Annotated in this window: 44 protein-coding genes and 1 pseudogene; 39 read left to right on the top strand and 6 right to left on the bottom strand. The window is 50.6% G+C overall.

From position 1 onward, the window contains the following. The 34 genes and pseudogenes from tuf to JOE25_RS26015 form a co-directional block, all read left to right on the top strand. Positions 1–165: pseudogene (gene tuf / locus JOE25_RS26180) on the top strand (elongation factor Tu); the annotation flags it as partial. Positions 166–298: 133 nt separating this feature from the next. Then, entirely contained in the window at positions 299–493 is a 195-nt protein-coding gene (gene bfd, locus JOE25_RS26175; protein ID WP_013814795.1) for a bacterioferritin-associated ferredoxin, read from the top strand. Between the two features lie 74 nt (positions 494–567). Beyond that, a complete protein-coding gene (gene bfr, locus JOE25_RS26170) occupies positions 568–1,032 on the top strand; it encodes a bacterioferritin (RefSeq protein ID WP_209640509.1) in 465 nt (154 codons plus the stop codon). Between the two features lie 406 nt (positions 1,033–1,438). Then, positions 1,439–1,750: a 30S ribosomal protein S10 gene (gene rpsJ / locus JOE25_RS26165; protein ID WP_001181005.1), complete on the top strand. Its 312-nt coding sequence runs from the start codon at positions 1,439–1,441 to the stop codon at positions 1,748–1,750. Between the two features lie 32 nt (positions 1,751–1,782). Then, positions 1,783–2,412: a 50S ribosomal protein L3 gene (gene rplC, locus JOE25_RS26160; RefSeq protein WP_037425873.1), complete on the top strand. Its 630-nt coding sequence runs from the start codon at positions 1,783–1,785 to the stop codon at positions 2,410–2,412. Between the two features lie 10 nt (positions 2,413–2,422). Then, positions 2,423–3,028 (top strand): 50S ribosomal protein L4, encoded by a 606-nt coding sequence (gene rplD / locus JOE25_RS26155; protein WP_004929779.1) that lies wholly within the window; start codon positions 2,423–2,425, stop codon positions 3,026–3,028. Then, positions 3,025–3,327: a 50S ribosomal protein L23 gene (gene rplW / locus JOE25_RS26150; RefSeq protein ID WP_004951179.1), complete on the top strand. Its 303-nt coding sequence runs from the start codon at positions 3,025–3,027 to the stop codon at positions 3,325–3,327. Before rplD ends, rplW begins: the two co-directional genes overlap by 4 nt. 18 nt (positions 3,328–3,345) lie before the next feature. After that, on the top strand, positions 3,346–4,170 hold the full coding sequence (gene rplB / locus JOE25_RS26145; protein WP_037425869.1) for a 50S ribosomal protein L2: 825 nt from the start codon (positions 3,346–3,348) through the stop codon (positions 4,168–4,170). Between the two features lie 14 nt (positions 4,171–4,184). Further along, positions 4,185–4,463: a 30S ribosomal protein S19 gene (rpsS, locus tag JOE25_RS26140; RefSeq protein WP_004929772.1), complete on the top strand. Its 279-nt coding sequence runs from the start codon at positions 4,185–4,187 to the stop codon at positions 4,461–4,463. Positions 4,464–4,477: 14 nt separating this feature from the next. Beyond that, on the top strand, positions 4,478–4,810 hold the full coding sequence (gene rplV / locus JOE25_RS26135; protein ID WP_004391423.1) for a 50S ribosomal protein L22: 333 nt from the start codon (positions 4,478–4,480) through the stop codon (positions 4,808–4,810). 17 nt (positions 4,811–4,827) lie between these two features. Next, positions 4,828–5,526, top strand: a complete 699-nt coding sequence (gene rpsC, locus JOE25_RS26130; RefSeq protein ID WP_004951172.1) for a 30S ribosomal protein S3 — start codon at positions 4,828–4,830, stop codon at positions 5,524–5,526. A gap of 12 nt (positions 5,527–5,538) precedes the next feature. Further along, positions 5,539–5,949 (top strand): 50S ribosomal protein L16, encoded by a 411-nt coding sequence (gene rplP, locus JOE25_RS26125; protein ID WP_004951171.1) that lies wholly within the window; start codon positions 5,539–5,541, stop codon positions 5,947–5,949. Then, positions 5,949–6,140, top strand: coding sequence for a 50S ribosomal protein L29 (gene rpmC / locus JOE25_RS26120; protein WP_004951169.1), 192 nt, complete (start codon positions 5,949–5,951; stop codon positions 6,138–6,140). The genes rplP and rpmC overlap by 1 nt, the downstream gene beginning before the upstream one ends. After that, positions 6,141–6,395, top strand: a complete 255-nt coding sequence (rpsQ, locus tag JOE25_RS26115) for a 30S ribosomal protein S17 (RefSeq protein WP_037425866.1) — start codon at positions 6,141–6,143, stop codon at positions 6,393–6,395. Between the two features lie 171 nt (positions 6,396–6,566). Beyond that, the gene (rplN, locus tag JOE25_RS26110) at positions 6,567–6,938 is read left to right on the top strand and encodes a 50S ribosomal protein L14 (protein ID WP_020837240.1); all 372 of its coding nucleotides are present in this window, start codon (positions 6,567–6,569) and stop codon (positions 6,936–6,938) included. A 10-nt stretch (positions 6,939–6,948) separates the two neighbouring features. Next, complete coding sequence (gene rplX / locus JOE25_RS26105) at positions 6,949–7,263, top strand: 50S ribosomal protein L24 (protein WP_020837239.1); 315 nt, start codon at positions 6,949–6,951, stop codon at positions 7,261–7,263. A 14-nt stretch (positions 7,264–7,277) separates the two neighbouring features. Then, positions 7,278–7,817 (top strand): 50S ribosomal protein L5, encoded by a 540-nt coding sequence (gene rplE, locus JOE25_RS26100; protein WP_004951155.1) that lies wholly within the window; start codon positions 7,278–7,280, stop codon positions 7,815–7,817. Between the two features lie 13 nt (positions 7,818–7,830). After that, positions 7,831–8,136 (top strand): 30S ribosomal protein S14, encoded by a 306-nt coding sequence (gene rpsN, locus JOE25_RS26095; protein ID WP_012147218.1) that lies wholly within the window; start codon positions 7,831–7,833, stop codon positions 8,134–8,136. A 30-nt stretch (positions 8,137–8,166) separates the two neighbouring features. Then, positions 8,167–8,559, top strand: a complete 393-nt coding sequence (rpsH, locus tag JOE25_RS26090; protein WP_037425859.1) for a 30S ribosomal protein S8 — start codon at positions 8,167–8,169, stop codon at positions 8,557–8,559. A 14-nt stretch (positions 8,560–8,573) separates the two neighbouring features. Next, positions 8,574–9,107: a 50S ribosomal protein L6 gene (gene rplF, locus JOE25_RS26085; RefSeq protein WP_209640506.1), complete on the top strand. Its 534-nt coding sequence runs from the start codon at positions 8,574–8,576 to the stop codon at positions 9,105–9,107. Between the two features lie 9 nt (positions 9,108–9,116). Continuing rightward, positions 9,117–9,470, top strand: a complete 354-nt coding sequence (gene rplR, locus JOE25_RS26080) for a 50S ribosomal protein L18 (RefSeq protein ID WP_037425856.1) — start codon at positions 9,117–9,119, stop codon at positions 9,468–9,470. Between the two features lie 14 nt (positions 9,471–9,484). After that, positions 9,485–9,988 carry a 30S ribosomal protein S5 gene (gene rpsE, locus JOE25_RS26075; RefSeq protein WP_004951140.1) on the top strand — a complete coding sequence of 168 codons (504 nt, stop codon included), beginning with the start codon at positions 9,485–9,487 and terminating at the stop codon, positions 9,986–9,988. Between the two features lie 2 nt (positions 9,989–9,990). Then, positions 9,991–10,170 (top strand): 50S ribosomal protein L30, encoded by a 180-nt coding sequence (gene rpmD, locus JOE25_RS26070; protein ID WP_002213339.1) that lies wholly within the window; start codon positions 9,991–9,993, stop codon positions 10,168–10,170. Between the two features lie 3 nt (positions 10,171–10,173). Then, entirely contained in the window at positions 10,174–10,608 is a 435-nt protein-coding gene (gene rplO / locus JOE25_RS26065) for a 50S ribosomal protein L15 (RefSeq protein WP_012147214.1), read from the top strand. A 7-nt stretch (positions 10,609–10,615) separates the two neighbouring features. Next, entirely contained in the window at positions 10,616–11,947 is a 1,332-nt protein-coding gene (secY, locus tag JOE25_RS26060) for a preprotein translocase subunit SecY (protein WP_004929740.1), read from the top strand. 34 nt (positions 11,948–11,981) lie between these two features. Continuing rightward, positions 11,982–12,098: a 50S ribosomal protein L36 gene (gene rpmJ, locus JOE25_RS26055; RefSeq protein WP_002227352.1), complete on the top strand. Its 117-nt coding sequence runs from the start codon at positions 11,982–11,984 to the stop codon at positions 12,096–12,098. 146 nt (positions 12,099–12,244) lie between these two features. Beyond that, complete coding sequence (gene rpsM / locus JOE25_RS26050; RefSeq protein WP_020837231.1) at positions 12,245–12,601, top strand: 30S ribosomal protein S13; 357 nt, start codon at positions 12,245–12,247, stop codon at positions 12,599–12,601. Positions 12,602–12,617: 16 nt separating this feature from the next. After that, positions 12,618–13,007 (top strand): 30S ribosomal protein S11, encoded by a 390-nt coding sequence (gene rpsK, locus JOE25_RS26045; protein ID WP_004951128.1) that lies wholly within the window; start codon positions 12,618–12,620, stop codon positions 13,005–13,007. Between the two features lie 30 nt (positions 13,008–13,037). Then, positions 13,038–13,658 (top strand): 30S ribosomal protein S4, encoded by a 621-nt coding sequence (rpsD, locus tag JOE25_RS26040; protein ID WP_004951125.1) that lies wholly within the window; start codon positions 13,038–13,040, stop codon positions 13,656–13,658. A 25-nt stretch (positions 13,659–13,683) separates the two neighbouring features. Beyond that, positions 13,684–14,673 (top strand): DNA-directed RNA polymerase subunit alpha, encoded by a 990-nt coding sequence (gene rpoA / locus JOE25_RS26035; protein WP_002919219.1) that lies wholly within the window; start codon positions 13,684–13,686, stop codon positions 14,671–14,673. Between the two features lie 40 nt (positions 14,674–14,713). Then, a complete protein-coding gene (gene rplQ / locus JOE25_RS26030) occupies positions 14,714–15,103 on the top strand; it encodes a 50S ribosomal protein L17 (protein WP_004929726.1) in 390 nt (129 codons plus the stop codon). Between the two features lie 147 nt (positions 15,104–15,250). Beyond that, on the top strand, positions 15,251–15,631 hold the full coding sequence (locus tag JOE25_RS26025) for a DUF1992 domain-containing protein (RefSeq protein ID WP_209640503.1): 381 nt from the start codon (positions 15,251–15,253) through the stop codon (positions 15,629–15,631). Next, on the top strand, positions 15,625–16,056 hold the full coding sequence (zntR, locus tag JOE25_RS26020) for a Zn(2+)-responsive transcriptional regulator (RefSeq protein WP_209640500.1): 432 nt from the start codon (positions 15,625–15,627) through the stop codon (positions 16,054–16,056). Before JOE25_RS26025 ends, zntR begins: the two co-directional genes overlap by 7 nt. Before the next feature lie 84 nt (positions 16,057–16,140). Then, a complete protein-coding gene (locus tag JOE25_RS26015) occupies positions 16,141–16,347 on the top strand; it encodes a ribosome alternative rescue factor ArfA (protein ID WP_209640497.1) in 207 nt (68 codons plus the stop codon). 57 nt (positions 16,348–16,404) lie between these two features. Here the strand turns inward: JOE25_RS26015 and mscL are convergent, their stop codons facing one another. The 5 genes from mscL to def all read right to left on the bottom strand — a co-directional run bounded on the left by mscL (position 16,405) and on the right by def (position 21,250). Continuing rightward, on the bottom strand, positions 16,405–16,821 hold the full coding sequence (gene mscL / locus JOE25_RS26010) for a large-conductance mechanosensitive channel protein MscL (RefSeq protein ID WP_012147209.1): 417 nt from the start codon (positions 16,819–16,821) through the stop codon (positions 16,405–16,407). A gap of 140 nt (positions 16,822–16,961) precedes the next feature. Beyond that, positions 16,962–18,338, bottom strand: coding sequence for a Trk system potassium transporter TrkA (trkA, locus tag JOE25_RS26005; protein ID WP_209640494.1), 1,377 nt, complete (start codon positions 18,336–18,338; stop codon positions 16,962–16,964). Between the two features lie 77 nt (positions 18,339–18,415). Then, positions 18,416–19,705 carry a 16S rRNA (cytosine(967)-C(5))-methyltransferase RsmB gene (gene rsmB / locus JOE25_RS26000; RefSeq protein ID WP_209640491.1) on the bottom strand — a complete coding sequence of 430 codons (1,290 nt, stop codon included), beginning with the start codon at positions 19,703–19,705 and terminating at the stop codon, positions 18,416–18,418. Between the two features lie 73 nt (positions 19,706–19,778). Further along, the gene (fmt, locus tag JOE25_RS25995) at positions 19,779–20,723 is read right to left on the bottom strand and encodes a methionyl-tRNA formyltransferase (protein ID WP_209640488.1); all 945 of its coding nucleotides are present in this window, start codon (positions 20,721–20,723) and stop codon (positions 19,779–19,781) included. Positions 20,724–20,740: 17 nt separating this feature from the next. Continuing rightward, positions 20,741–21,250 carry a peptide deformylase gene (def, locus tag JOE25_RS25990; RefSeq protein ID WP_012147205.1) on the bottom strand — a complete coding sequence of 170 codons (510 nt, stop codon included), beginning with the start codon at positions 21,248–21,250 and terminating at the stop codon, positions 20,741–20,743. 133 nt (positions 21,251–21,383) lie between these two features. Here def and dprA point away from each other — a divergent pair, with 133 nt between their 5' ends. Genes dprA through aroE form a run of 5 tightly spaced genes read left to right on the top strand, consistent with a single transcriptional unit; the run spans position 21,384 to position 24,928 of the window. After that, entirely contained in the window at positions 21,384–22,505 is a 1,122-nt protein-coding gene (gene dprA, locus JOE25_RS25985) for a DNA-protecting protein DprA (RefSeq protein WP_209640485.1), read from the top strand. Beyond that, on the top strand, positions 22,477–22,950 hold the full coding sequence (smg, locus tag JOE25_RS25980) for a DUF494 family protein Smg (protein ID WP_037425824.1): 474 nt from the start codon (positions 22,477–22,479) through the stop codon (positions 22,948–22,950). Before dprA ends, smg begins: the two co-directional genes overlap by 29 nt. Before the next feature lie 25 nt (positions 22,951–22,975). Next, positions 22,976–23,521 carry a type I DNA topoisomerase gene (locus JOE25_RS25975; RefSeq protein WP_209640482.1) on the top strand — a complete coding sequence of 182 codons (546 nt, stop codon included), beginning with the start codon at positions 22,976–22,978 and terminating at the stop codon, positions 23,519–23,521. A gap of 7 nt (positions 23,522–23,528) precedes the next feature. Beyond that, the gene (gene tsaC / locus JOE25_RS25970; RefSeq protein ID WP_209640479.1) at positions 23,529–24,098 is read left to right on the top strand and encodes an L-threonylcarbamoyladenylate synthase type 1 TsaC; all 570 of its coding nucleotides are present in this window, start codon (positions 23,529–23,531) and stop codon (positions 24,096–24,098) included. 11 nt (positions 24,099–24,109) lie between these two features. After that, a complete protein-coding gene (gene aroE / locus JOE25_RS25965) occupies positions 24,110–24,928 on the top strand; it encodes a shikimate dehydrogenase (RefSeq protein ID WP_209640476.1) in 819 nt (272 codons plus the stop codon). 37 nt (positions 24,929–24,965) lie between these two features. On the opposite strand, the gene JOE25_RS25960 is transcribed toward aroE, so the two are convergent. Further along, a complete protein-coding gene (locus tag JOE25_RS25960) occupies positions 24,966–25,508 on the bottom strand; it encodes a gamma carbonic anhydrase family protein (RefSeq protein ID WP_209640474.1) in 543 nt (180 codons plus the stop codon). Between the last annotated feature and the right edge of the window lie 278 nt (positions 25,509–25,786).

Below are 25,786 nucleotides of genomic sequence, written 5' to 3'. Positions count from 1 at the left end.
ACCATCGAACTGCCAGAAGGCGTTGAGATGGTAATGCCAGGCGACAACGTGAACATGGTTGTAACCCTGATTCACCCAATCGCGATGGACGACGGCCTGCGTTTCGCAATCCGTGAAGGCGGCCGTACTGTAGGCGCTGGTGTTGTTGCTAAAGTTATCGCTTAATCGCGTATAATTTTTCGACACAAAAAAGAGGGCACTTCGGTGCCCTTTTTTTATGCAATTTTGTCAAATGTTAATTGAAATAAAAAGCATTCCTATTTAGACTTACGGCATTGGTTAAGAAGTGAGTCTCTCTATGTATGTATGCTTGTGTAATGCCGTGACTGACAAAGCGATTCGTAAGGCCGTGCGTCAGCACAACCCGCATACCATGAAACAATTGCGTGAACTTGTGCCAATTGGTACCGATTGCGGAAAGTGCATTCGTCAGGCAAGACAGATTATGGTGGAGGAAAGCGGAACCATTATTCCTATGCACGAAGTTGCCTAACTAAAGGTAAGGTTATTTTTTGACTCTTGGCTTACAGCTTCTACACTTTTAGAACTGGCCAGGAGGAGTTACCTATGAAAGGCGATAAAAAGATCATTGCTCACCTCAACAAACTGCTCGGTAACGAGCTGGTTGCCATCAATCAATATTTCCTGCACGCCCGAATGTTCAAGAATTGGGGGTTAACACGCCTCAATGATAAGGAATACCACGAGTCGATTGACGAAATGAAGCATGCCGATCGCTATATCGAACGCATTCTGTTTCTGGAAGGTATCCCGAATTTGCAGGATCTCGGCAAGCTGAATATTGGCGAAGACATTGAAGAGATGCTGCGTTCCGATCTGGCGCTGGAGCTGGCGGGTGCCAAGAACCTGCGCGAAGGCATCGCCTACGCCGATTCTATCCATGACTATGTCAGCCGCGATCTGATGATAGAGATCTTGGCCGATGAAGAAGAGCATATCGACTGGCTGGAGACCGAACTGGATTTGATTGCTCGTCTGGGGATCCAGAACTACGCGCAAGCTCAGCTTTAGGAAAATAAATACCGTTTCCCCCACTCAATGACGATGCTCCCCGGCCGGCATGTGTTTTCTCCGGCAGGGCGGGGGAGCGCCGGCAACGCAGTATTGTAGCCCCCCGTATACATCGATCTCTGTTCCGCACTTCGTCACGTAAAATGCCCGCCTGTAAAAGATGCCGATATCCTGAGCATATTTCCATCTGTGTCTTGCTTCTCGCGCTGTTTTGCGTATAATGCGCGGGCTTACCTAATCTTGGTAAGCCTGATTTTAGCGAATCAGTCGATTGGCAGGTACGTTTTGCCCTTCGAACAATACTCCCGATATGGGGGTTATATGTTGACGATTACACTCCCCCATCAATCGAAATGGGTGTGAGGAGTAATTATTTACGTTTATAAATAATTGGAGCTCTGGTCTCATGCAGAACCAAAGAATCCGTATCCGCCTGAAAGCGTTTGATCATCGTCTTATCGATCAATCAACCGCGGAAATCGTCGAGACTGCAAAGCGCACTGGTGCGCAAGTCCGTGGTCCGATCCCGCTGCCAACTCGCAAAGAGCGCTTTACCGTTCTGATCTCTCCGCACGTTAACAAAGACGCGCGTGATCAGTACGAGATTCGCACTCACAAGCGTCTGGTTGACATCGTTGAGCCAACCGAGAAAACCGTTGATGCTCTGATGCGTCTGGATCTGGCTGCTGGTGTAGACGTGCAGATCAGCCTGGGTTAATCAGGTCATTGAGCGATTGAGAGGTTGAAACAATGATTGGTTTAGTCGGTAAGAAATTGGGTATGACTCGTATCTTCACTGAAGATGGCGTTTCTATCCCAGTAACCGTGATTGAAATTGAAGCGAACCGCGTGACTCAGGTTAAAGACCTGGCTAACGACGGGTACCGTGCCGTTCAGGTTACTACCGGTAGCAAAAAAGCTAACCGCGTAACCAAACCGGAAGCGGGCCATTTCGCTAAAGCTGGCGTCGAAGCTGGCCGTGGTCTGTGGGAATTCCGCCTTGCAGAAGGTGAAGAGTTCACTACAGGTCAGAACATCAGCGTAGAAATCTTCGCTGAAGTTAAAAAAGTCGATGTTACCGGTACTTCTAAAGGTAAAGGTTTTGCTGGCACTGTAAAGCGCTGGAACTTCCGTACCCAAGACGCTACCCACGGTAACTCCTTGTCTCACCGCGTTCCGGGTTCTATCGGTCAGAACCAGACTCCGGGCAAAGTGTTCAAAGGCAAGAAAATGGCTGGCCACCTGGGTGACGAGCGTGTAACCGTTCAAAGCCTGGACGTAGTACGTGTTGACGCTGAGCGCAACCTGCTGCTGGTTAAGGGTGCTGTACCGGGCGCAACCGGTGGCAACCTGATCGTTAAACCAGCTGTGAAGGCGTAAGGGGATAGCAATGGAATTAGTATTGAAAGACGCGCAAAGCGCGCTGACTGTTTCCGAAACTACCTTCGGTCGTGACTTCAACGAAGCGCTGGTACACCAGGTTGTTGTTGCTTATGCAGCAGGTGCCCGTCAAGGTACTCGTGCTCAGAAGACCCGTGCTGAAGTAACTGGTTCCGGTAAAAAACCGTGGCGCCAGAAAGGTACCGGCCGTGCGCGTTCAGGTTCTGTAAAGAGCCCGATCTGGCGTTCAGGTGGCGTGACCTTTGCTGCTAAGCCTCAGGACCACAGTCAGAAAGTTAACAAAAAGATGTACCGCGGCGCGCTGAAAAGCATCCTGTCCGAACTGGTACGTCAAGATCGTCTGATCGTTGTCGAGAAGTTCTCTGTAGAAGCGCCTAAAACTAAGCTGCTGGCACAGAAACTGAAAGATATGGCTCTGGAAGATGTGCTGATCGTGACCGGTGAACTGGATGAGAATCTGTTCCTGGCTGCTCGCAACCTGTACAAGGTTGACGTGCGCGATGTAGCAGGTATCGACCCGGTTAGCCTGATCGCCTTCGACAAAGTGGTTATGACTGCTGATGCTGTGAAGCAAGTTGAGGAGATGCTGGCATGATCCGTGAAGAACGTTTGCTGAAAGTGCTGCGTGCACCGCACGTATCTGAAAAAGCATCCGCTGCGATGGAAAAAAGCAACACCATCGTACTCAAAGTTGCCAAAGACGCGACCAAAGCAGAAATTAAAGCTGCAGTGCAGAAACTGTTTGAAGTCGAAGTCGAAGACGTTAACACCCTGGTAGTTAAAGGGAAAGTGAAGCGTCACGGTCAGCGTGTTGGTCGTCGTAGCGACTGGAAAAAAGCTTACGTCACCCTGAAAGAAGGCCAGAATCTGGACTTCATCGGCGGCGCAGAGTAAGTCGGAGGAGTAAGAACAATGGCAATTGTTAAATGTAAACCTACATCTCCGGGTCGTCGCCACGTTGTTAAAGTGGTTAACCCTGAGCTGCACAAGGGTAAACCTTATGCCCCGCTGCTTGAGAAACTGAGCAAAAGCGGTGGTCGTAACAACAATGGCCGTATCACCACCCGTCATATCGGTGGTGGCCACAAGCAACATTATCGTCTGGTTGACTTCAAACGCAACAAAGATGGTATCCCTGCTGTGGTTGAGCGTCTGGAGTACGATCCGAACCGTTCCGCGAACATCGCGCTGGTTCTGTACAAAGACGGCGAACGCCGTTACATCCTGGCGCCGAAAGGCCTGAAAGCTGGTGACCAGATCCAATCTGGTGTTGATGCTGCAATCAAAGCAGGTAACGCCCTGCCAATGCGCAACATCCCAGTGGGTTCAACGGTTCATAACGTAGAAATGAAACCAGGTAAAGGCGGCCAGATGGCTCGTTCTGCTGGTGCCTACGTTCAGATCGTTGCACGTGATGGTTCCTACGTAACTCTGCGTCTGCGCTCAGGCGAAATGCGTAAAGTTCCAGTTGATTGCCGCGCCACCCTGGGTGAAGTCGGTAACGCTGAACATATGCTTCGCGTTCTGGGTAAAGCAGGTGCTGCACGTTGGCGTGGTGTTCGTCCTACCGTTCGCGGTACGGCGATGAACCCGGTAGATCACCCGCACGGTGGTGGTGAGGGTAAAAACTTTGGTAAACACCCAGTAACACCATGGGGCGTTCAGACCAAAGGTAAGAAAACCCGCAGCAACAAGCGTACCGATAAGTTCATCGTACGTCGCCGTAGCAAAAAATAATTAGAGGATAAGCCATGCCACGTTCTCTCAAGAAAGGTCCTTTTATTGACCTGCACTTGCTGAAGAAGGTAGAGAAAGCGGTGGAAAGCGGTGACAAGAAGCCTTTGCGCACTTGGTCCCGTCGTTCAACGATCTTTCCTAACATGATCGGTTTGACCATCGCTGTCCATAATGGTCGTCAGCACGTACCAGTGTTCGTTTCCGATGAAATGGTCGGTCACAAACTGGGTGAATTCGCGCCGACTCGCACTTATCGCGGCCATGCGGCTGATAAAAAAGCTAAAAAGCGCTAAGGTAGGAGGAAGAGATGGAAACTATCGCTAAACATCGCCACGCTCGTTCTTCTGCACAGAAGGTCCGCCTTGTTGCAGACCTGATCCGCGGTAAGAAAGTGTCGCAAGCTCTGGAAACTCTGGCCTACACCAACAAGAAAGCTGCTGGTCTGGTTAAGAAAGTGCTGGAGTCTGCCATTGCTAACGCAGAACACAACGATGGCGCTGACATCGATGATCTGAAAGTCACGAAAATCTTCGTAGACGAAGGCCCAAGCATGAAGCGCATTATGCCGCGTGCAAAAGGTCGTGCAGATCGCATCCTGAAGCGCACCAGCCACATTACTGTGGTTGTGTCCGATCGCTGAGACTCTGGAGACTAGCAATGGGTCAGAAAGTACATCCTAATGGTATTCGCCTGGGTATTGTCAAACCTTGGAACTCTACTTGGTATGCGAATACCAAAGAATTCGCTGACAACCTGGACAGCGACTTTAAAGTTCGTCAATTCCTGATTAAGGAACTGGCGAAAGCTTCCGTTTCTCGCATCGTTATCGAGCGTCCTGCGAAGAGCATCCGTGTGACTATTCACACTGCTCGTCCAGGCATCGTTATCGGCAAGAAAGGTGAAGATGTCGAAAAACTGCGTAAGGTCGTAGCGGATATCGCTGGCGTTCCTGCGCAAATTAACATCGCCGAAGTCCGTAAACCGGAACTTGACGCTAAATTGGTTGCTGACAGCATCACTTCACAGTTGGAACGTCGCGTTATGTTCCGTCGTGCTATGAAGCGTGCTGTACAGAACGCAATGCGTCTTGGCGCTAAAGGTATCAAAGTTGAAGTAAGCGGCCGTCTTGGCGGTGCTGAAATCGCGCGTACCGAATGGTACCGTGAAGGTCGTGTTCCGTTGCATACACTGCGTGCGGATATCGATTACAACACATCTGAAGCGCACACCACTTATGGTGTAATCGGCGTTAAGGTATGGATCTTCAAAGGTGAGATCCTGGGTGGTATGGCTGCAGTTGAACAACCGGAACCGGCTGCTCAACCTAAAAAGCAGCAGCGTAAAGGCCGCAAGTAAGGAGAGTCGCTGATGTTACAACCAAAGCGTACAAAATTCCGTAAGATGCACAAAGGCCGCAACCGTGGTCTGGCGCAGGGTACGGATGTTAGCTTCGGCACTTTCGGTCTGAAAGCTGTTGGCCGTGGCCGTCTGACTGCTCGTCAAATCGAAGCAGCTCGTCGTGCAATGACTCGTGCAGTTAAGCGTCAAGGTAAAATTTGGATCCGTGTATTCCCGGACAAACCAATTACCGAGAAGCCGCTCGAAGTGCGTATGGGTAAAGGTAAGGGTAACGTGGAATATTGGGTTGCCCTGATCCAACCTGGGAAAGTCCTGTACGAAATGGACGGTGTACCAGAAGAGGTCGCCCGTGAGGCATTCAAGCTGGCTGCAGCTAAATTGCCGATCAAAACCACCTTTGTAACTAAGACGGTGATGTAATGAAAGCACAAGAGCTGCGTGAAAAAAGCGTTGAAGAGCTGAACACTGAGCTGCTCAACCTGCTGCGTGAGCAATTTAACTTGCGCATGCAGGCGGCAAGTGGCCAGCTGCAACAAACTCACCTGTTGAAACAAGTGCGTCGTAATGTCGCACGCGTTAAGACTTTACTGACTGAAAAGGCGGGTGTGTAAATGACTGATATTAACCGTACCCTGCAGGGTCGTGTTGTTAGTGACAAAATGGAGAAATCCATGGTTGTTGCTATCGAGCGCACGGTGAAGCACCCGATCTACGGGAAATTCATCAAGCGTACGACCAAGCTGCACGTACATGACGAGAACAACGAATGTGGTATCGGCGACGTGGTAGAAATCCGCGAATGCCGTCCATTGTCCAAGACTAAGTCCTGGACGTTGGTTCGCGTTGTAGAGAAAGCGATTCTGTAATAGAGTAGCTGGCTCTTACTTAATAAACGGCTCAGAAAATGAGCCGTTTATTTTTTCTACCCATACTCTGGAAGCGGTGTTATAATGCTGCGCCCTCGGTAATGGGGCTTTTCAACGGCCTAAAGTTTTCTTAGGTCTTAAAGTAGTAGTTGACATTAGCGGAGCACTAAAATGATCCAAGAACAGACTATGCTGAACGTCGCCGACAACTCCGGTGCACGTCGCGTAATGTGTATCAAGGTTCTAGGTGGCTCGCACCGTCGCTACGCAGGCATCGGCGACGTCATCAAAATTACCATCAAGGAAGCAATTCCTCGCGGTAAGGTGAAGAAAGGCGATGTGCTGAAGGCGGTAGTGGTGCGCACCAAGAAGGGTGTACGTCGCCCGGACGGTTCTGTCATTCGCTTCGATGGTAATGCATGCGTTATTTTGAACAATAACAGCGAGCAGCCTATCGGTACGCGTATTTTTGGGCCGGTAACTCGTGAACTGCGTAATGAGAAGTTCATGAAAATTATCTCTCTGGCACCAGAAGTACTCTAAGGAGCGAACCATGGCAGCGAAAATCCGTCGTGATGACGAAGTTATCGTTCTTACCGGGAAAGACAAAGGTAAGCGCGGTAAAGTAAAAAATGTCCTGTCTGCTGGCAAGGTCATTGTTGAAGGTATCAACCTGGTTAAGAAACATCAGAAGCCGGTTCCGGCCCTGAACCAACCAGGTGGCATTGTTGAAAAAGAAGCTGCAATTCAGGTTTCTAACATTGCTCTCTTCAACACGGCTACCGGTAAGGCTGACCGTGTAGGCTTTAGATTCGAAGACGGAAAAAAAGTCCGTTTCTTCAAGTCTAACAGCGAAACTATCAAGTAATTTGGAGTAATACGATGGCGAAACTGCATGATTACTACAAAGACGAGGTAGTCAAACAACTGATGTCTCAGTTTGATTACAACTCTGTCATGCAAGTCCCTCGGGTCGAGAAGATCACCCTGAATATGGGTGTTGGTGAAGCGATCGCTGACAAGAAACTGCTGGATAACGCAGCAGCTGATCTGGCAGCTATCTCCGGTCAAAAGCCGTTCATCACCAAAGCACGCAAATCTGTTGCAGGCTTCAAAATCCGCCAGGGCTATCCGATCGGCTGTAAAGTAACTCTGCGTGGCGAACGCATGTGGGAGTTCTTTGAGCGTCTGATTTCCATTGCTGTTCCACGTATCCGTGACTTCCGTGGCTTGTCCGCTAAGTCATTCGACGGCCGTGGTAACTACAGCATGGGTGTGCGTGAGCAAATCATCTTCCCAGAAATCGACTACGACAAAGTCGATCGCGTTCGTGGTTTGGATATTACCATTACCACTACTGCGAAATCTGATGATGAAGGCCGCGCGCTGTTGGCTGCTTTTAACTTCCCGTTCCGTAAGTAAGGCAGGGTTACTGATGGCTAAGCAATCAATGAAAGCACGCGAAGTCGTTCGCGTGAAACTGGCTGAAAAGTACCGCGCTAAACGCGAGGAACTGAAAGCTATCATTTCTGGTGTGAACTCATCCGACGAAGATCGTTGGGATGCTGTTCTCAAGCTGCAAACTCTGCCGCGTGATTCCAGCCCGTCTCGTCAGCGCAAGCGCTGCCGCCAAACTGGCCGTCCACATGGTTATGTGGGCAAATTCGGGTTGAGCCGTATCAAGTTACGTGAAGCCGCTATGCGCGGTGAAGTACCTGGCTTGAAAAAGGCTAGCTGGTAATTACCAATTGAATCACGGGAGTAAAGACAGATGAGCATGCAAGATCCGATCGCGGATATGCTGACCCGTATCCGTAACGGTCAAGCCGCGAACAAAGTTGCGGTCACCATGCCTTCCTCCAAGCTGAAAGTGGCAATTGCCAAACTGCTGAAGGATGAAGGTTTTATTGAAGATTTCAAAATCGAAGGCGACGCCAAGCCTGTTCTGGAACTGGTACTGAAGTACTTCCAGGGCAAGGCAGTGGTAGAAAGCATTCAGCGAATCAGCCGTCCAGGTCTGCGCATCTACAAGAAAAAAGATGAGCTGCCAAAAGTTATGGCCGGTTTGGGTATCGCTGTTGTTTCTACCTCTAAAGGTGTTATGACCGATCGTGCAGCTCGCCAAGCAGGTCTTGGTGGCGAGATTATCTGCTACGTAGCTTAATTCGGGAGGAAAGAATGTCTCGTGTTGCAAAAGCACCCGTCGTCATTCCTGCCGGCGTAGAGGTAAAACTCAACGGTCAGGTTATTTCGATTAAGGGTAAAAACGGCGAGCTGACTCGTACTGTCCATGACGCCGTTGAAGTGAAGCAAGAAGCTAACGCACTGACTTTCGCCCCGCGCGAAGGTTTTGCAAACGCCTGGGCCCAAGCGGGTACTACGCGCGCTCTGCTGAACGCAATGGTAATTGGTGTTACCGAAGGCTTCACCAAGAAGCTTCAACTGGTAGGTGTTGGTTATCGTGCTGCCATTAAAGGCAACGTGGTGAATTTAGCCTTAGGCTTCTCTCACCCGGTCGATCACCAGCTGCCAGCAGGTATTACTGCTGAATGCCCAAGCCAAACTGAAATCGTGCTGAAAGGCGCTGATAAACAAGTTATTGGCCAGGTTGCTGCAGATCTGCGTGCCTACCGCCGTCCTGAGCCTTACAAAGGCAAGGGTGTCCGTTACGCCGACGAAGTCGTGCGTACCAAAGAGGCTAAGAAGAAGTAAGGTAACACTATGGATAAGAAATCTGCTCGTATCCGTCGTGCGACCCGCGCACGCCGTAAGATCAAAGAACTGGGTGCAACCCGCCTGGTGGTACATCGTACCCCGCGTCACATTTACGCACAGGTAATTGCGCCAAATGGTTCTGAAGTACTGGTAGCCGCTTCTACTGTAGAAAAAGCTATCACAGAGCAATTGAAGTATTCCGGTAACAAAGACGCAGCAGCAGCAGTAGGTAAAGCACTGGCTGAACGTGCGTTGGAAAAAGGGATCTCTAAAGTTTCCTTTGACCGTTCCGGTTTCCAATATCATGGTCGAGTCCAGGCACTGGCAGATGCTGCCCGTGAAGCTGGCCTTCAGTTCTAAGGAAGAGGTTTAAGATGGCTCACATCGAAAAACAAGCTGGCGAACTGCAGGAAAAGCTGATCGCGGTAAACCGCGTATCTAAAACCGTAAAAGGTGGCCGTATTTTCAGCTTTACCGCACTGACAGTTGTTGGTGATGGTAACGGTCGCGTTGGTTTTGGCTACGGCAAAGCACGCGAAGTTCCGGCAGCGATCCAGAAAGCGATGGAAAAAGCCCGTCGCGCTATGATTAATGTTGCTTTGAATAGCGGTACTCTGCAGCACCCTGTAAAAGGTGCTCACACAGGTTCCCGCGTATTCATGCAACCAGCTTCCGAAGGTACCGGTATCATCGCCGGTGGTGCAATGCGCGCCGTCCTGGAAGTTGCAGGGGTTCATAACGTATTAGCTAAAGCTTATGGTTCTACTAACCCGATCAACGTGGTTCGTGCAACTATTGCTGCTTTGGAAGATATGAAATCCCCAGAAATGGTCGCTGCTAAGCGTGGTAAGTCCGTCGAAGAAATTCTAGGGAAATAACCATGGCAAAGACTATTAAAGTAACTCAAACAAAAAGCAGCATCGGCCGTTTGCCAAAGCATAAGGCAACCCTGATCGGTTTAGGTCTGCGTCGTATTGGTCATACTGTAGAGCGTGAGGATACTCCTGCTGTACGTGGTATGGTCAACTTGGTTTCCTACATGGTTAAGGTTGAGGAGTAACAGATGCGTTTAAATACTCTGTCTCCGGCTGAAGGTGCCAAGCATGCGCCTAAGCGTGTAGGTCGTGGTATTGGTTCTGGCCTGGGTAAAACCGCTGGTCGTGGTCACAAAGGTCAGAACTCACGTTCTGGCGGTGGCGTACGTCGTGGTTTTGAAGGTGGTCAGATGCCTTTATATCGTCGTTTGCCGAAATTCGGCTTCACCTCTCGCAAAGCTATGATCACGGCAGAAGTTCGTCTGTCTGAGCTGGCTCTTGTTGAAGGCGACGTAATCGACCTGAACACGCTGAAAGCCGCTAACGTTGTTGGTGTCCAGATCGAATTCGCGAAAGTTATGCTTTCAGGCGAAATCGCTCGTCCGGTTACCCTGCGTGGTCTGCGTGTCACCAAAGGCGCTCGTGCTGCTATCGAAGCTGCTGGCGGTAAAATTGAGGAATAAGTAGCAGATGGCTAAGCAACCAGGATTAGATTTTCAAAGTGCTAAAGGCGGGCTCGGCGAGCTGAAGCGCAGACTTTTGTTTGTAATCGGCGCGCTGATTGTCTTCCGTATCGGCTCTTTTATTCCGATTCCTGGTATCGATGCCACTGTGCTTGCCAAATTGCTCGAGCAGCAGAGAGGCACTATCATTGAAATGTTTAACATGTTCTCTGGTGGTGCCCTCAGCCGTGCTTCTATCTTTGCTCTGGGGATCATGCCGTATATTTCGGCGTCGATCATTATCCAGCTGTTAACGGTGGTTCATCCAGCGTTAGCTGAAATTAAGAAAGAAGGGGAGGCTGGCCGTCGTAAGATTAGCCAGTACACCCGTTACGGTACGCTGGTGTTGGCCATATTCCAGTCGATCGGTATTGCTACTGGTCTGCCGAATATGCCTGGTATGCAGGGTCTGGTGTTAAACCCAGGCTTTGCATTCTACTTTACTGCAGTCGTGAGCTTGGTTACCGGGACAATGTTCCTGATGTGGCTGGGCGAACAGATTACTGAACGCGGTATCGGTAACGGTATCTCGATCATTATCTTCGCAGGTATTGTAGCGGGACTCCCGCCGGCAGTGGCCCATACTATTGAGCAAGCCCGGCAAGGCGACCTGCACTTCCTCCTGTTGCTGTTGGTTGCAGTATTGGTGTTTGCAGTAACCTTCTTCGTTGTTTTCATCGAACGTGGTCAACGGCGTATCGTCGTTAACTATGCGAAGCGTCAACAAGGTCGTCGTGTTTATGCAGCACAGAGCACACACTTACCGTTGAAAGTGAATATGGCAGGGGTTATCCCAGCAATCTTCGCTTCCAGCATTATTCTGTTCCCTGCCACGATTGCATCATGGTTTGGGGGCGGTACCGGTTGGAACTGGCTGACAACGATTTCGCTGTATTTGCAGCCAGGGCAACCGCTTTATGTGTTACTCTATGCGTCTGCAATCATCTTCTTCTGTTTCTTTTACACGGCGTTGGTTTTCAACCCGCGTGAGACAGCAGATAACCTGAAGAAGTCCGGTGCCTTCGTACCAGGAATTCGTCCGGGAGAGCAAACGGCGAAGTACATCGATAAAGTAATGACGCGTTTAACCCTGGTGGGCGCGATGTACATTACTTTCATCTGCCTGATCCCGGAGTTCATGCGTGATGCAATGAAAGTACCATTCTACTTTGGTGGTACCTCGCTACTGATCGTGGTTGTCGTCATCATGGACTTTATGGCTCAAGTGCAAACTCTGATGATGTCAAGTCAGTACGAGTCTGCATTGAAGAAAGCAAACCTGAAAGGCTATAACCGCTAATTCAGGTGCGTTTGAGAAGTTACGGAGAGTAAAAATGAAAGTTCGTGCTTCCGTCAAGAAATTATGTCGTAACTGCAAAATCGTTAAGCGTAACGGTGTCGTTCGTGTGATTTGCAGCGCCGAGCCGAAGCATAAACAGCGTCAAGGCTGATTATCTCGCATATTTTTCTTGCAAAGTTGGGTTGAGCTGGCTAGATTAGCCAGCCAATCTTTTGTATGTAGCTGCAACATTATTTGAGTATCCTGAAAACGGGCTTTTCAGAATGGTGTTGCCGTATAAAATAGTAGGAGTGCATAGTGGCCCGTATAGCAGGCATTAACATTCCTGATCATAAACATACCGTAATCGCCTTAACGTCGATCTTCGGAATCGGTAAAACCCGCTCACAGTCTATCTGTGCTGCTACGGGTATTGCTGAACATGTTAAGATCAGTGAGCTGTCTGAAGAGCAAATTGAACAGCTGCGTGAAGCAGTCGCCAAATTCACTGTAGAAGGTGATTTGCGTCGTGAAGTTACCCTGAGCATCAAGCGTCTGATGGATCTTGGTACTTACCGTGGTTTGCGTCATCGTCGTGGTCTGCCAGTTCGCGGTCAGCGTACGAAGACCAACGCACGTACCCGTAAGGGTCCGCGTAAACCAATCAAGAAATAATCAGGGTGATTGAATAATGGCAAAGGCACCTGTTCGTACACGTAAGCGTGTAAGAAAACAAGTCTCTGACGGCGTGGCTCATGTCCATGCTTCTTTCAACAACACCATTGTAACTATTACCGATCGTCAGGGTAATGCATTGGGTTGGGCAACTGCCGGTGGTTCTGGTTTCCGTGGTTCTCGTAAGTCAACTCCGTTTGCAGCTCAGGTTGCAGCCGAGCGTTGTGCTGACGCAGTAAAAGAATACGGTATCAAGAACCTGGAAGTTATGGTTAAGGGACCGGGTCCGGGTCGCGAATCAACTATTCGTGCACTGAACGCCGCAGGTTTCCGCATCACTAATATTACTGATGTGACTCCTATCCCTCACAACGGTTGTCGTCCGCCGAAAAAGCGCCGCGTATAACGCTGCTTTTAGGTTTGTTGGAGAAAGAAAATGGCAAGATATTTGGGTCCTAAGCTCAAGCTTAGCCGCCGTGAGGGCACAGACTTGTTCCTTAAGTCTGGCGTTCGCGCGATCGATACCAAGTGTAAAATTGAGCAACCGCCTGGTCAACACGGTGCGCGTAAACCGCGTCTGTCTGACTACGGTGTACAGTTACGTGAAAAGCAAAAAGTTCGCCGTATGTACGGTGTTCTGGAACGTCAGTTCCGTAACTATTACAAAGAAGCAGCACGCCTGAAGGGCAACACCGGTGCAAACCTGTTGCAACTGCTGGAAGGTCGTCTGGACAACGTTGTTTACCGTATGGGCTTCGGCGCTACTCGTGCAGAGTCACGTCAGTTAGTTAGCCACAAAGCAATTATGGTAAATGGTCGCGTTGTTAACATCGCTTCTTATCAGGTATCTCCGAATGACGTAGTCAGCATCCGCGAGAAGGCTAAAAAGCAATCTCGTGTTAAAGCTTCTCTGGAGCTGGCTGAGCAGCGTGAAAAGCCGACCTGGCTTGAAGTTGATGCTGCTAAGATGGAAGGCGTGTTCAAGCGTATGCCTGAACGTACCGATCTGTCTGCGGACATTAACGAACACCTGATCGTCGAGCTTTACTCCAAGTAAGGCTTAGTACCAAAGAGAGGACACAATGCAGGGTTCTGTGACAGAGTTTCTAAAACCGCGCCTGGTAGATATCGAGCAAGTCAGTTCGACGCACGCCAAGGTGACCCTTGAGCCTTTAGAGCGTGGCTTTGGCCATACTCTTGGCAACGCACTGCGCCGTATTCTGCTTTCATCTATGCCGGGTTGCGCGGTGACCGAGGTTGAGATTGATGGTGTACTGCACGAGTACAGCACCAAAGAAGGCGTACAGGAAGATATCCTGGAGATCCTGCTCAACCTGAAAGGGCTGGCGGTGAGAGTTCAAGGGAAAGATGAAGTTATCCTTACCCTGAATAAATCTGGCATTGGCCCTGTGACCGCTGCCGACATTACCCATGATGGTGATGTCGAAATCGTCAAGCCTCAGCACGTGATCTGCCACCTGACCGATGAAAACGCTGCTATCAGCATGCGTATCAAAGTTCAACGTGGTCGTGGTTATGTGCCGGCTTCTGCCCGAATTCATTCGGAAGAAGATGAGCGCCCGATCGGTCGTCTGTTGGTTGACGCATGCTATAGCCCTGTAGAGCGTATTGCCTACAATGTTGAAGCAGCGCGTGTAGAACAGCGTACTGACCTGGACAAGCTGGTCATCGAAATGGAAACCAATGGCACGATCGATCCTGAAGAGGCGATCCGCCGTGCGGCAACCATCCTGGCTGAACAACTTGAAGCTTTTGTTGACTTGCGTGATGTACGTCAACCAGAAGTTAAAGAAGAGAAACCAGAATTCGATCCGATTCTGCTGCGCCCTGTTGACGATCTGGAATTGACTGTCCGCTCTGCTAACTGCCTTAAGGCAGAAGCTATCCACTACATCGGTGATCTGGTACAGCGTACCGAGGTTGAGTTGCTGAAAACGCCGAACCTGGGTAAAAAATCTCTTACTGAGATTAAAGACGTGCTGGCCTCCCGTGGTCTGTCTCTGGGCATGCGCCTAGAAAACTGGCCACCGGCAAGCATTGCTGACGAGTAACCGGATCACAGGTTAAGGTTTTACTGAGAAGGATAAGGTCATGCGCCATCGTAAGAGTGGTCGTCAACTGAACCGTAACAGCAGCCATCGCCAGGCTATGTTCCGTAACATGGCCGGCTCTTTGGTTCGTCATGAGATCATCAAGACGACCTTGCCAAAAGCGAAAGAGCTGCGTCGCGTTGTTGAGCCGCTGATTACTCTTGCCAAGACCGACAGCGTAGCTAATCGTCGTCTGGCATTCGCCCGTACTCGTGATAACGAGATCGTGGCAAAACTGTTTAACGAGCTGGGCCCGCGTTTCGCGAGCCGTGCCGGTGGTTACACTCGCATTCTGAAGTGTGGCTTCCGCGCAGGCGACAACGCGCCGATGGCATACATCGAGCTGGTTGATCGTGCTGAGTCTCAAGCAGAAGTAGCAACTGCAGAGTAATCTGTAGACGCGTAAAAAAACCGGGCTTGCCCGGTTTTTTTACGTCTATACCCGGCTAAACGTGCGTTCTTCCCCCGCCAGACTTAAGATCCTCGCCCCTATCCGCTATGCTGACGTTATTAATCAGATCAACTGAGGGATCCTGCTATGTGGTTACTCGATCAATGGGCGGAACGTCATATTCTCGATGCCCAGGCTAAAGGTGAATTGGATAATTTACCGGGCCAGGGGCTGCCGCTTGAGTTGGATGATGACAGTGCGGTTCCCGTTGAGCTGCGTACTGGATTTCGCCTGCTTAAAAATGCAGGCTATTTGCCTGCAGAATTAGAGGATCGTAAAGAAGCGCTGAGCATAGCTCGTTTACTGCAAGAAATTAATAGCGAACATCCGGACTATGTTGAGTTAGGGAAACGGATGGCACTGTTAGAACACCGTTTACGACAGGCAGGGATGAGCACTGACTTTTTGCATAGTGAATACCAACGCGCATTGGGTGATAAGTTTTCTTCGGAGGAAGGGCAATGTTAAAGATTGGGCAACTTGCAAAGCTTGCAGACGTTACGCCGGACACGGTGCGGTACTACGAAAAACAAGGGATGATGGACCATAACGTTCGAACCGAGGGCGGTTACCGGTTGTACAACAATCAAGACCTGCAGCGGTTGCGCTTTATACGTTATGCCAAACAGCTCGGTTTTACGCTAGAAACCATTGCTGAACTGTTGTCGATCCGTGTTGATCCTGAGCATCATACCTGCCAGGAGTCTAAGTCAATCGTCGATGCGCGGCTCGGTGAAGTAGAAAATAAGCTTAAGGAACTAACTCGGATGCGTGAGTCGTTAAAGCGTCTTAGCGATGCTTGTTGCGGTAGTGCTCATACCAGTAGTTATTGCTCGATCCTTGAAGCGCTGGAGCAGGGAGCCAGCGATGAAAAAGTAAAAAAAGGTGCTTAATACAATCGGCGGTACTTTAATTTTTATACGACCAGCAGTAATATTATCGCGTTATATAACCATACATAGAGAAGGTACATTACTATGACTCAATACCGTCATACGAAAGGCAAGATACAAGACAATGCCATTGAGGCGCTGTTGCATGACCCTTTATTCCGCCAAAGAGTAGAAAAAAATACTAAAGGGAAAGGGAGCTACCGGCGCAAAGACAAACATGCAAAAGGTGGCAGCTGGGAGGCCAGTGGTAAAGTATCAGGCGATATTTTACCACTGGCCTTCTGGTTTTAAGACATTAAAAAAGCCATCTGAATAAGATGGCTTTTTATTTGTGCAGGATAAACAGGTTTACAGTTTTGGCTGTTGCTGCTGACTCAGTAAATCACGGATTTCAGTCAACAGTTTTTCTTCAGCAGTTGGCGCCGGCGGGGCCGCTGGTGCTTCTTCTTGTTTACGACGCACTTTGTTCATTAGCTTAATTGCCAGGAAAATAGCAAAGGCAACAATAACGAAGTCGAAAATGGTCTGAATGAATGAGCCGTAGTTCATTACTACTGCAGGTACTGCGCCTTGAGCTTCGCGTAATACCAGGTGGAATTGTTTGAAATCAACGCCGCCGATCAATAAGCCCAGTGGTGGCATGATAATATCTGCAACGAAAGACGATACGATCTTACCGAATGCTGCACCAATAATCACACCCACTGCCAAGTCAACCACGTTGCCACGCATGGCAAATTCGCGGAACTCTTTCATCATACTCATAGAACGCACCCCTTGAAGAATTTAATAACTCAAGTTTAACAAAGCAATTTCCCTTTGCCACAAAAGGAGAGAAAAGATTTGTCTCTTTCCACGGCAGAGAACAACCTCGTAATTATAGACCATCCATTGCTACATTTGTTCTACAAGAAGAATGGGCTTGGCTGGAACAGGCGCTCAACGTCAGGGACGAACTTCTTGTCGGTAATAAACATAATGACGTGATCGCCCTGTTCGATTTTACTGCTGCCATTAGCAATAATAACGTCATCACCACGCACAATGGCACCAATGGTGGTACCTGGCGGCAGTTTAATATCTTCTACAATGCGGCCAACCACTTTTGACGTACTTTCATCACCATGTGCTATGGCTTCAATCGCCTCCGCCACACCGCGACGTAATGATGAAACGCTGACGATATCCGCTTTACGCACGTGGCCTAACAATGCTGAGATGGTTGCTTGCTGTGGTGAAATCGCTATATCGATTACGCTGCCTTGAACCAGGTCAACATAGGCGCGGCGTTGAATAAGTACCATTACTTTTTTGGCACCCATTCGTTTGGCGAGCATGGCTGACATGATGTTAGCTTCATCGTCATTGGTTATGGCAATAAAGACGTCGACTTGGTCAACATGCTCTTCCGCCAGCAGCTCCTGGTCTGAGGCATCACCATAAAACACAATGGTATCGTGCAGTTGTTCGGCCAGTTCTGCAGCGCGTTGCTGATTTCGTTCGATCAGCTTCACGTTGTAGGATTTCTCCAACCGCTGCGCCAAACCGGCACCAACGTTGCCGCCGCCGACAATCATGATGCGTTTATACGGTTTTTCCAGCCGTTGCAGCTCACTCATTACCGCGCGGATATGCTGTGAGGCAGCCACAAAGAAGACTTCGTCACCGGCTTCGATAATGGTGGAACCCTGTGGACGGATAGGACGATCCTGGCGGAAGATTGCGGCGACACGGGTATCAATGTGCGGCATGTGTTCACGCATCGAAGACAGCGCATTACCGACCAGTGGGCCACCGTAATAGGCTTTTACCGCCGCGATGCTGACCTTGCCTTCAGCAAAATTAACCACCTGTAGTGCACCTGGGTATTCAATCAGCTTGTAGATGTAGTCGATAACCAGTTGTTCCGGTGAGATCAGGTGATCAATGGGTACGGCTTCGGGTTGGAACAGCTTCTCTGACTCGCGGATATATTCTGGCGCACGAATTCGGGCGATTCGGTTGGGGGTATTAAACAGCGAGTAGGCAATCTGGCAGGCAACCATATTGGTTTCGTCAGAATTAGTGACTGCAACCAACATATCGGCATCTTCAGCACCGGCCTCACGGAGTACGCGTGGATGAGAGCCATATCCCTGAACGACCCGCAGATCAAACTTATCCTGTAACTGACGCAGGCGGCCGGCATCAGTATCCACGACGGTAATATCGTTGTTTTCGCCCACCAGGTTTTCCGCCAGTGTTCCACCCACCTGACCTGCGCCAAGAATAATTATTTTCATTTGCTTCTCTGCTTCACACTGAAACCGCTGAAGATTATCTGAAAGGGCGCAACAGACGCGCCCTGAGTACGGAACAGCTACATTTTAATCAGCTTAGCGTAAAAGAAGCCATCCCCATCCTCAGGATGGGGAAGATTCTGTCGGCCAGGCTGTTGATCGTTACCGGTCTCAACCAGACGAGCATCTGCATGACGCTGAAGGAAGGCTGCAACTTGCTCAGCATTCTCTGCCGGTAGAATAGAACAGGTGGCATACACCATCACTCCACCGGTTTTGAGATGTGGCCAAATGGCTTCAATGATCTCGGCCTGCAAAGCAGCCAGGTCCGCGATGTCGCTGTCGCGGCGCAACCACTTGATATCGGGATGCCGGCGGATTACACCGGTGGCAGAACAAGGGGCATCCAAGAGAATGCGATCGAATTGTTTATCACCGCACCATTGCTGCGGGGTACGGCCATCACCCAGTTTTACGTCGGCGTGTAAACGCAGGCGTTGCAGGTTTTCTTTAACCCGGCTCAGACGCTGCTCATCGATATCGACCGCCATCACATGGGCTTTGGGAGCCGCTTCCAAGATATAGGTAGTTTTGCCACCGGGAGCCGCACAAAGATCGAGGATCTGCTCGCCATCCTGCGGATCGAGAAGATCGACACAGCCTTGTGCGGAAGCATCTTGCACCGTTACCCACCCATCGGCAAAACCTGGCAGGTCGGTGACGGCACATGGCGCCAGTAGACGTACCGCATCGCGATATTCAGTATGCGGGACGGCGGCAATGCCCGCTTGCTCCATCAACTGCAAGTAATCTTCACGGGAATGATGAAGACGATTGACGCGTAACCACATAGGTGGCTTCTGATTGTTGGCGTCAATAATCTGTTCCCACTGCGCGGGATAGGCCTGCTGGATACGCTTTAACAGCCAGCTCGGGTGCAAATAGCGGCTGTCATTGTTGGCGGCACGTTGCAGTAACTCTTCCTGTTGGCGCTGGAACTGGCGCAGAACGCCGTTGATCAGGCCTTTAAGTTGAGGCCGTTTCAATGCCACTGCGCCTTCTACTGTTTCCGCTAATACTGCGTGGGCGGGTATGCGTGTATACAGCAGCTGGTAGAGGCCCACCATCAGCAAATAGTGCAGCGTGCGCTGCTTGCCAGTCATGGGTTTTGCCATCAATTGCTGGATGCACCATTCCAGTTGCGGCAATACGCGCAGGGTGCCGAAACACAGCTCTTGCAGGAGTGCGCGGTCCTTGTCAGAAATGGTCTTTTGCAGTGACGGCAGGACAGTGCTGAGTGACTGACCCTGATCGAGCACCTGGCCGATGGCTTTGGCAGCGATGCTGCGGAGATTGTAATTGTTTTTCATAGGCTAAAGCTGATAACGATCGGCGTTAAGAAAGAAACAGCCCGGCGATTATCGACCGGGCAGTGGGGGCGATTTATAGCCGGTTGCCCGGTGTAAACCATTCACGGCGTGAGTTCAGCAGATCTTGTGCTGACATCGGTTTTTTTCCTGCCGGTTGCAATTGAGTCAGGTTAAGAACACCCTCAGCGGTCGCTACCTGGATACCCTGCTTGTCAGCATGGATAATGGTACCAGGTTCTGCATCAGTGGTTTGTGCCAATACTGTTGCCTGCCAGATTTTCACGGGTTGATCTTCAAGGGTGAAATAGCTGACTGGCCATGGGTTAAAGGCACGGATGCAACGTTCAAGCTGTGCAGCCGATAGGTTCCAATCCAGGCGCGCTTCTTCTTTGCTCAGCTTCTCAGCATAGGTTACCAGCGATTCATCTTGTACTTCACGTTTCGCCGTACCCGCAGCCATTTGCTGTAGCGTGGCCAGCATGCCTTGTGGGCCAAGCTGCGCCAGTTTGTCGTACAGACTGGCACTGGTGTCATCCGCCTCAATTGGACAAGCGATTTTGTACATCATATCGCCAGTGTCCAAACCCACGTCCATCTGCATGATGGTCACGCCAGTTTCGTTATCACCAGCCCAGAGTGAACGCTGGATTGGTGCAGCACCGCGCCAGCGTGGTAGCAGCGAGCCGTGGACGTTGATGCAACCAAGCCGTGGCATATCCAACACCGCTTTAGGCAGGATCAAGCCATAGGCCACCACCACCATCACATCAGCGTTGAGATCAGCAACCAAGTGCTGGTTCTCTTCCGGGCGCAGTGATTTGGGTTGGAATACGGGCAAATGATGCTGCTCGGCCAGAACTTTGACCGGGCTAGGCGTCAGTTTATTACCGCGACCCGCAGGGCGGTCGGGCTGGGTGAAGACCCCGACGATCTGGTGCTCAGATGACAACAGCGCGTCAAGGTGACGCGCTGCGAAGTCTGGAGTTCCGGCGAAAATAATCCGTAAAGAGTCAGACACGTTGATTTCCTGATGGGTTAGGCGCGCGCGTTAAGCTTGGCCATTTTTTCCAGTTTCTGACGAATACGTTGGCGCTTGAGTGGCGACAGGTAATCGACGAACAGCTTGCCTACCAGGTGATCCATCTCGTGCTGGATACAAATGGCTAACAGATCGTCAGCTTCCAGCTCGAAAGGTTTTCCGTCACGGTCCAGTGCTCTGATTTTCACAGCAGCTGCGCGCGGAACTAAAGCACGTTGTTCAGGGATAGAGAGGCAACCTTCCTCAATCCCGGTTTCGCCGCTTTTTTCCAGCAGTTCCGGGTTGATCAGCACCAAGCGCTGATCGCGGTTCTCAGAAACGTCAATAACGATAATGCGCTGATGGATGTCCACCTGTGTCGCAGCCAGGCCAATGCCTTCCTCTGCGTACATGGTTTCAAACATATCATCCACGATGCGCTGGATATTCGCATTGACTTCTTTTACCGGGGCCGCGACTTTGCGCAGCCGGTCGTCTGGGTAATGTAATACCTGCAATACTGACATATATCTTGAGATCTGTATCCGAGTGATAAACGAGGTTTAGCTTCTATTCTAGACATTTCCCGGCCTGATTGACAGCATTGCGCACCAATTGCTCGAATTGGTAATACCACCATTTTTTGCGGGGGAACAGGCGATGCAGGCACAGGAAATCTGTTTACGGATGCGTGGAGTCGCTGGGCTGAGCGCAGCTAAGGCCAGCCAGATAATCCGGCAGATAGTGGCAGCCGGCGGTGACCCTTATCGTTTGTTGCGAGAGGTGGGGCTAAACCAGCGGCAGCAGGCACAGTTCCGCCAGGCAAATGCGCGTCATCTGGCCGCTACGCTCGCTTGGTTAGAACACCCCGGTAATGTGCTTTGGTTATATGGAGAGGCGGAATACCCCGAGCGATTGCTCCCTCTAGAGGATGCGCCACTAGTGCTGATGGTGAAAGGTAACCCCGAAGCCGTTCGGCAGCCGCAAATTGCCATGGTTGGTAGTCGCCAGTTCAGCCATTATGGTGAGCATTGGGCCACTTACTTTGCCACTGGGTTGGTACACTGTGGGTTTACCATTACCAGTGGACTGGCAATGGGTATTGATAGCATCTGCCATCGTGCTGCGCTGGCCGCAGAAGGTCGAACGGTCGCTGTACTCGGTAGCGGTTTAGCCAATGTCTACCCGCGCCAGCATCGCCGTTTGGCTGAACGCATCATTGAGAGTGGTGGGGCATTGGTTTCTGAGTATTTGGCCACAGACCTACCGATGCCAAGCCATTTTCCACAGCGCAACCGTATTATTAGTGGGCTGAGCCTGGGCGTGGTCGTGATTGAAGCCTCTTTACGCAGTGGAACGCTGATTACCGCCCGCTATGCTTTGGAACAGGGGCGGGAAATTTTCGCTCTCCCCGGCGCGTTGGGCAACCCAATGAGTGAAGGTACACATTGGCTGATTCAGCAGGGCGCTTATTTGGTTACAGGGCCGAAAGAAATTGCTGAACAGCTGGGAAGCGGTCTGCATTGGCTCTCCTTGAGCGAAAATACAACTATTTGTGCGTCAGAAGCCGAAGTTGAATTGCCATTTGCCGATGTGTTGGCTAACGTAGGAGATGAGGTGACACCTGTTGACGTCGTCGCTGAACGTGCCGGCCAACCTGTGCCAGAGGTAGTAATCAAGTTACTCGATCTGGAGTTAGCAGGGTGGATCGCAGCTGTACCCGGCGGCTATGTCCGAATAAGGAGGGCAGGCCATGTTCGACGTACTGATGTACTTGTTTGAAACTTATATCCACAATGAACCAGAGATGCGCGTCGATCAGGATCAACTGACCGATGATCTCGCTGAAGCGGGGTTTCATCGGGATGATATCTACAACGCGTTGAATTGGCTTGAAAAACTCGCTGACTTACAAGAAGGCGAAAATGCACCGTATTTTATGGATGCCGATCCGTTAGCAATGCGGATCTACACCGAAGAAGAAGGTGTGCGTTTGGATGCTAGTTGCCGTGGTTTCCTCCTGTTCCTGGAGCAGATTCAGGTATTGAACCTCGAAACCCGTGAAATGGTTATCGATCGTGTTATGGCTTTGGATAACACAGAATTCGATCTCGAAGATCTGAAATGGGTGGTGCTGATGGTACTGTTTAATATCCCCGGATATGAAAGCGCCTATCAGCAAATGGAAGAACTGTTGTTTGAAGTAAACGAAGGTTATCTGCACTGAGCCGATAACATGCATAGAAGAAGTTATGACAAAAGCAGCGATTTTTGCCGCCAGGCAAAATGAACCCTGTCCGGAATGCGGGGCCGAGCTGGTGATCCGCAGTGGTCGCCACGGCCCCTTCCTCGGCTGTTCTCGTTATCCTGAATGCCAACATATTCGGCCGCTGAAAGCGCAGGTCGAGGGCCATATCGTCAAGATGCTCGATGGGCAGGCGTGTCCGAAATGCCAAGCGGTGCTGGCATTGCGTCAGGGGCGTTACGGTATGTTTATTGCCTGCAGTAATTATCCTGAGTGCGATCATACTGAAGTCATCGATAAACCGGACGAAACCAGTATCAGCTGCCCGCAGTGTGAGCAGGGTAAATTGCTTCAGCGCAAATCGCGCTATGGCAAGGTTTTCCACTCCTGCGATCGCTACCCGGAATGCCAGTTCGTTCTCAATTTTAAACCTGTCGCCGGTGAGTGCAGCTACTGTCATTATCCGTTGTTGATGGAGAAGCGCACGGTAAAAGGTCCAACCCTTTACTGCGCCAGTAAACTTTGCGGAAAACCCGTAGTAACCACAGAATAACGACATCATGAGCTCAGAATTCACTTCTAATTTCACGCCAATAATTGACGCGTTGCAGAACCAACAGGTTATTGCCTACCCGACCGAGGCGGTGTTTGGCCTGGGCTGCGATCCTGACAGCGAGCAGGCGGTCAACGCGTTATTGGCTCTGAAACAACGTCCTTGGGAAAAAGGCCTGATCCTGATTGCGGCCGATTACGCGCAGTTAGCACCTTATATAGATGACGCTGCACTGAGTGACCAGCAGCGAGCGACGATGTTCGCCAGTTGGCCGGGCCCCGTGACTTGGGTTATCCCTGCGCGGGCGGATACTCCGCGTTTGCTGACTGGCCGCTTCAATTCATTGGCTGTGCGTGTGAGTGATCACCCGTTAGTACAGCAACTGTGTCGGCAGTTTGGCAAACCGCTGGTATCGACCAGCGCCAATCTTAGTGGGCAAGAACCTTGTCGCAGTACTGATGAGGTACAACAGCAATTCGGTGCTGCTTTCCCTGTGTTGGTGGGTAGCGTCGGTGGCCGCCTTAACCCTTCCGAAATCAGAGATGTCCTGACGGGCAAGCAAATCCGTCAAGGCTAGAGGTAATGTGCATGGAGAAGTTCGCGGTATTTGGTAATCCTATCAGTCACAGCAAATCGCCGCGTATTCATGCGTTATTTGCCGCCCAAACCGGTATAGAACATCCCTATGGTGCGGTGTTAGCGCCGCTGGATGATTTCGAAGCGACTTTGCAGATGTTCATTCGGGCGGGCGGTCAGGGCGCGAATGTTACCGTGCCTTTTAAAGAAAAGGCCTATGAGGTCGCGACGGAGCTCAGTGAGCGAGCTTCGCTGGCCGGTGCGGTAAACACGCTGAAGGTATTGCCGGAAGGAGGTCTACTGGGTGACAACACTGATGGAATCGGGCTACTGACGGATCTTGAACGTCAAGGGCTGATCCGACCAAAGGATCGCGTTCTGCTGGTGGGAGCCGGCGGCGCGGCTCGCGGAGTGATCTTGCCGTTGCTGTCGTTTGGTTGTGACGTGGTGATCACTAACCGCACTTTTGGTCGCGCGCAGACGCTGGCACAAGTATTCCAGCATCTCGGTGAAATATCCGCATTGCCTCTGGATCAATTGGATCAACAGCAGTTTGATTTAGTCATTAATGCTACAGCGTCAGGTATTAGTGGTGAGATCCCGACGTTACCCGTTGGCATGATCAATGCCCGCACCCGTTGCTATGACATGTTTTATCAGCAGGGGCTAACACCGTTTCTGGCCTGGGCGCAGCAACAAGGCGCAACAGACTATGCCGACGGTTTAGGCATGCTGGTGGGGCAGGCTGCACATGCGTTTCTGTTATGGCATGGTGTGATGCCGGAGATCGAGCCGGTGCTGCGCCAGTTGCGTCACGAACTGGCGGCGTAACGCTAAGCCCGTTATCCTATTAGGAAACGGGCGTTTGTCAGATATCTTCTGACAAATATTCGTCTTTCCAACGTACGTAGTTAGTAGAAGAGTAAAGCAATCCTTCCCGTTCGGCAGCGGTCAATGGACGAACCTGGCGCGCGGGGCTCCCCATATAGAGATAACCGCTCACCAGACGTTTACCTGGCGCGACCAGGCTGCCGGCACCAATCATCACGTCATCTTCTATTACTGCACCATCGAGCAGGATCGATCCCATTCCTACCAGTACGCGATTGCCAATCGCGCAGCCGTGTAACATTGCTTTATGCCCTACCGTCACGTCTTCCCCAATCAGCAGTGGGTAACCTTCAGGGTTATGTTCGGATTTATGGGTCACGTGGAGCACGCTGCCGTCTTGAATATTACTGCGTGCGCCGATAATGACTGCGTTCACGTCACCACGAATGGCAACCAAAGGCCAAATACTGACGTCATCCGCCAGTGAGACATTGCCGATCACGACGCTGGAAGGATCGATCATCACGCGTTGACCCAGTTTAGGAGAGTAATGAAGATAAGAACGTACTGCATCGGACATGATATAGCCTCACGTGGGATCATATTTATCGGCAATACTAGACGCTGGCGGTGGAATTACAACCAACTGAAACGATAGATCCTGTGGAAAACAGCCCTGATCGCGCAAGATCCACGCGAAAGGGTTTAAAAGTGTGCAAACAGAAAGAAAAGATCAAAAAAGGGGTTGTGCAAAAAACTCGGGTCCCTATAATGCGCCTCCATCGACACGGAACATGTGAACAACTTCACAGAGTCTCCGGGGTTCGAAGAGAAAAAATCCTGAAATTTAGGGGTTGA

Source organism: Serratia sp. PL17 (genome assembly GCF_017832355.1).
In the GTDB taxonomy this organism is placed as follows: Bacteria; Pseudomonadota; Gammaproteobacteria; order Enterobacterales; family Enterobacteriaceae; genus Serratia.
Note: the sequence above shows the minus strand (reverse complement) of the source record. Positions and strands in the feature narration are given on the sequence as shown.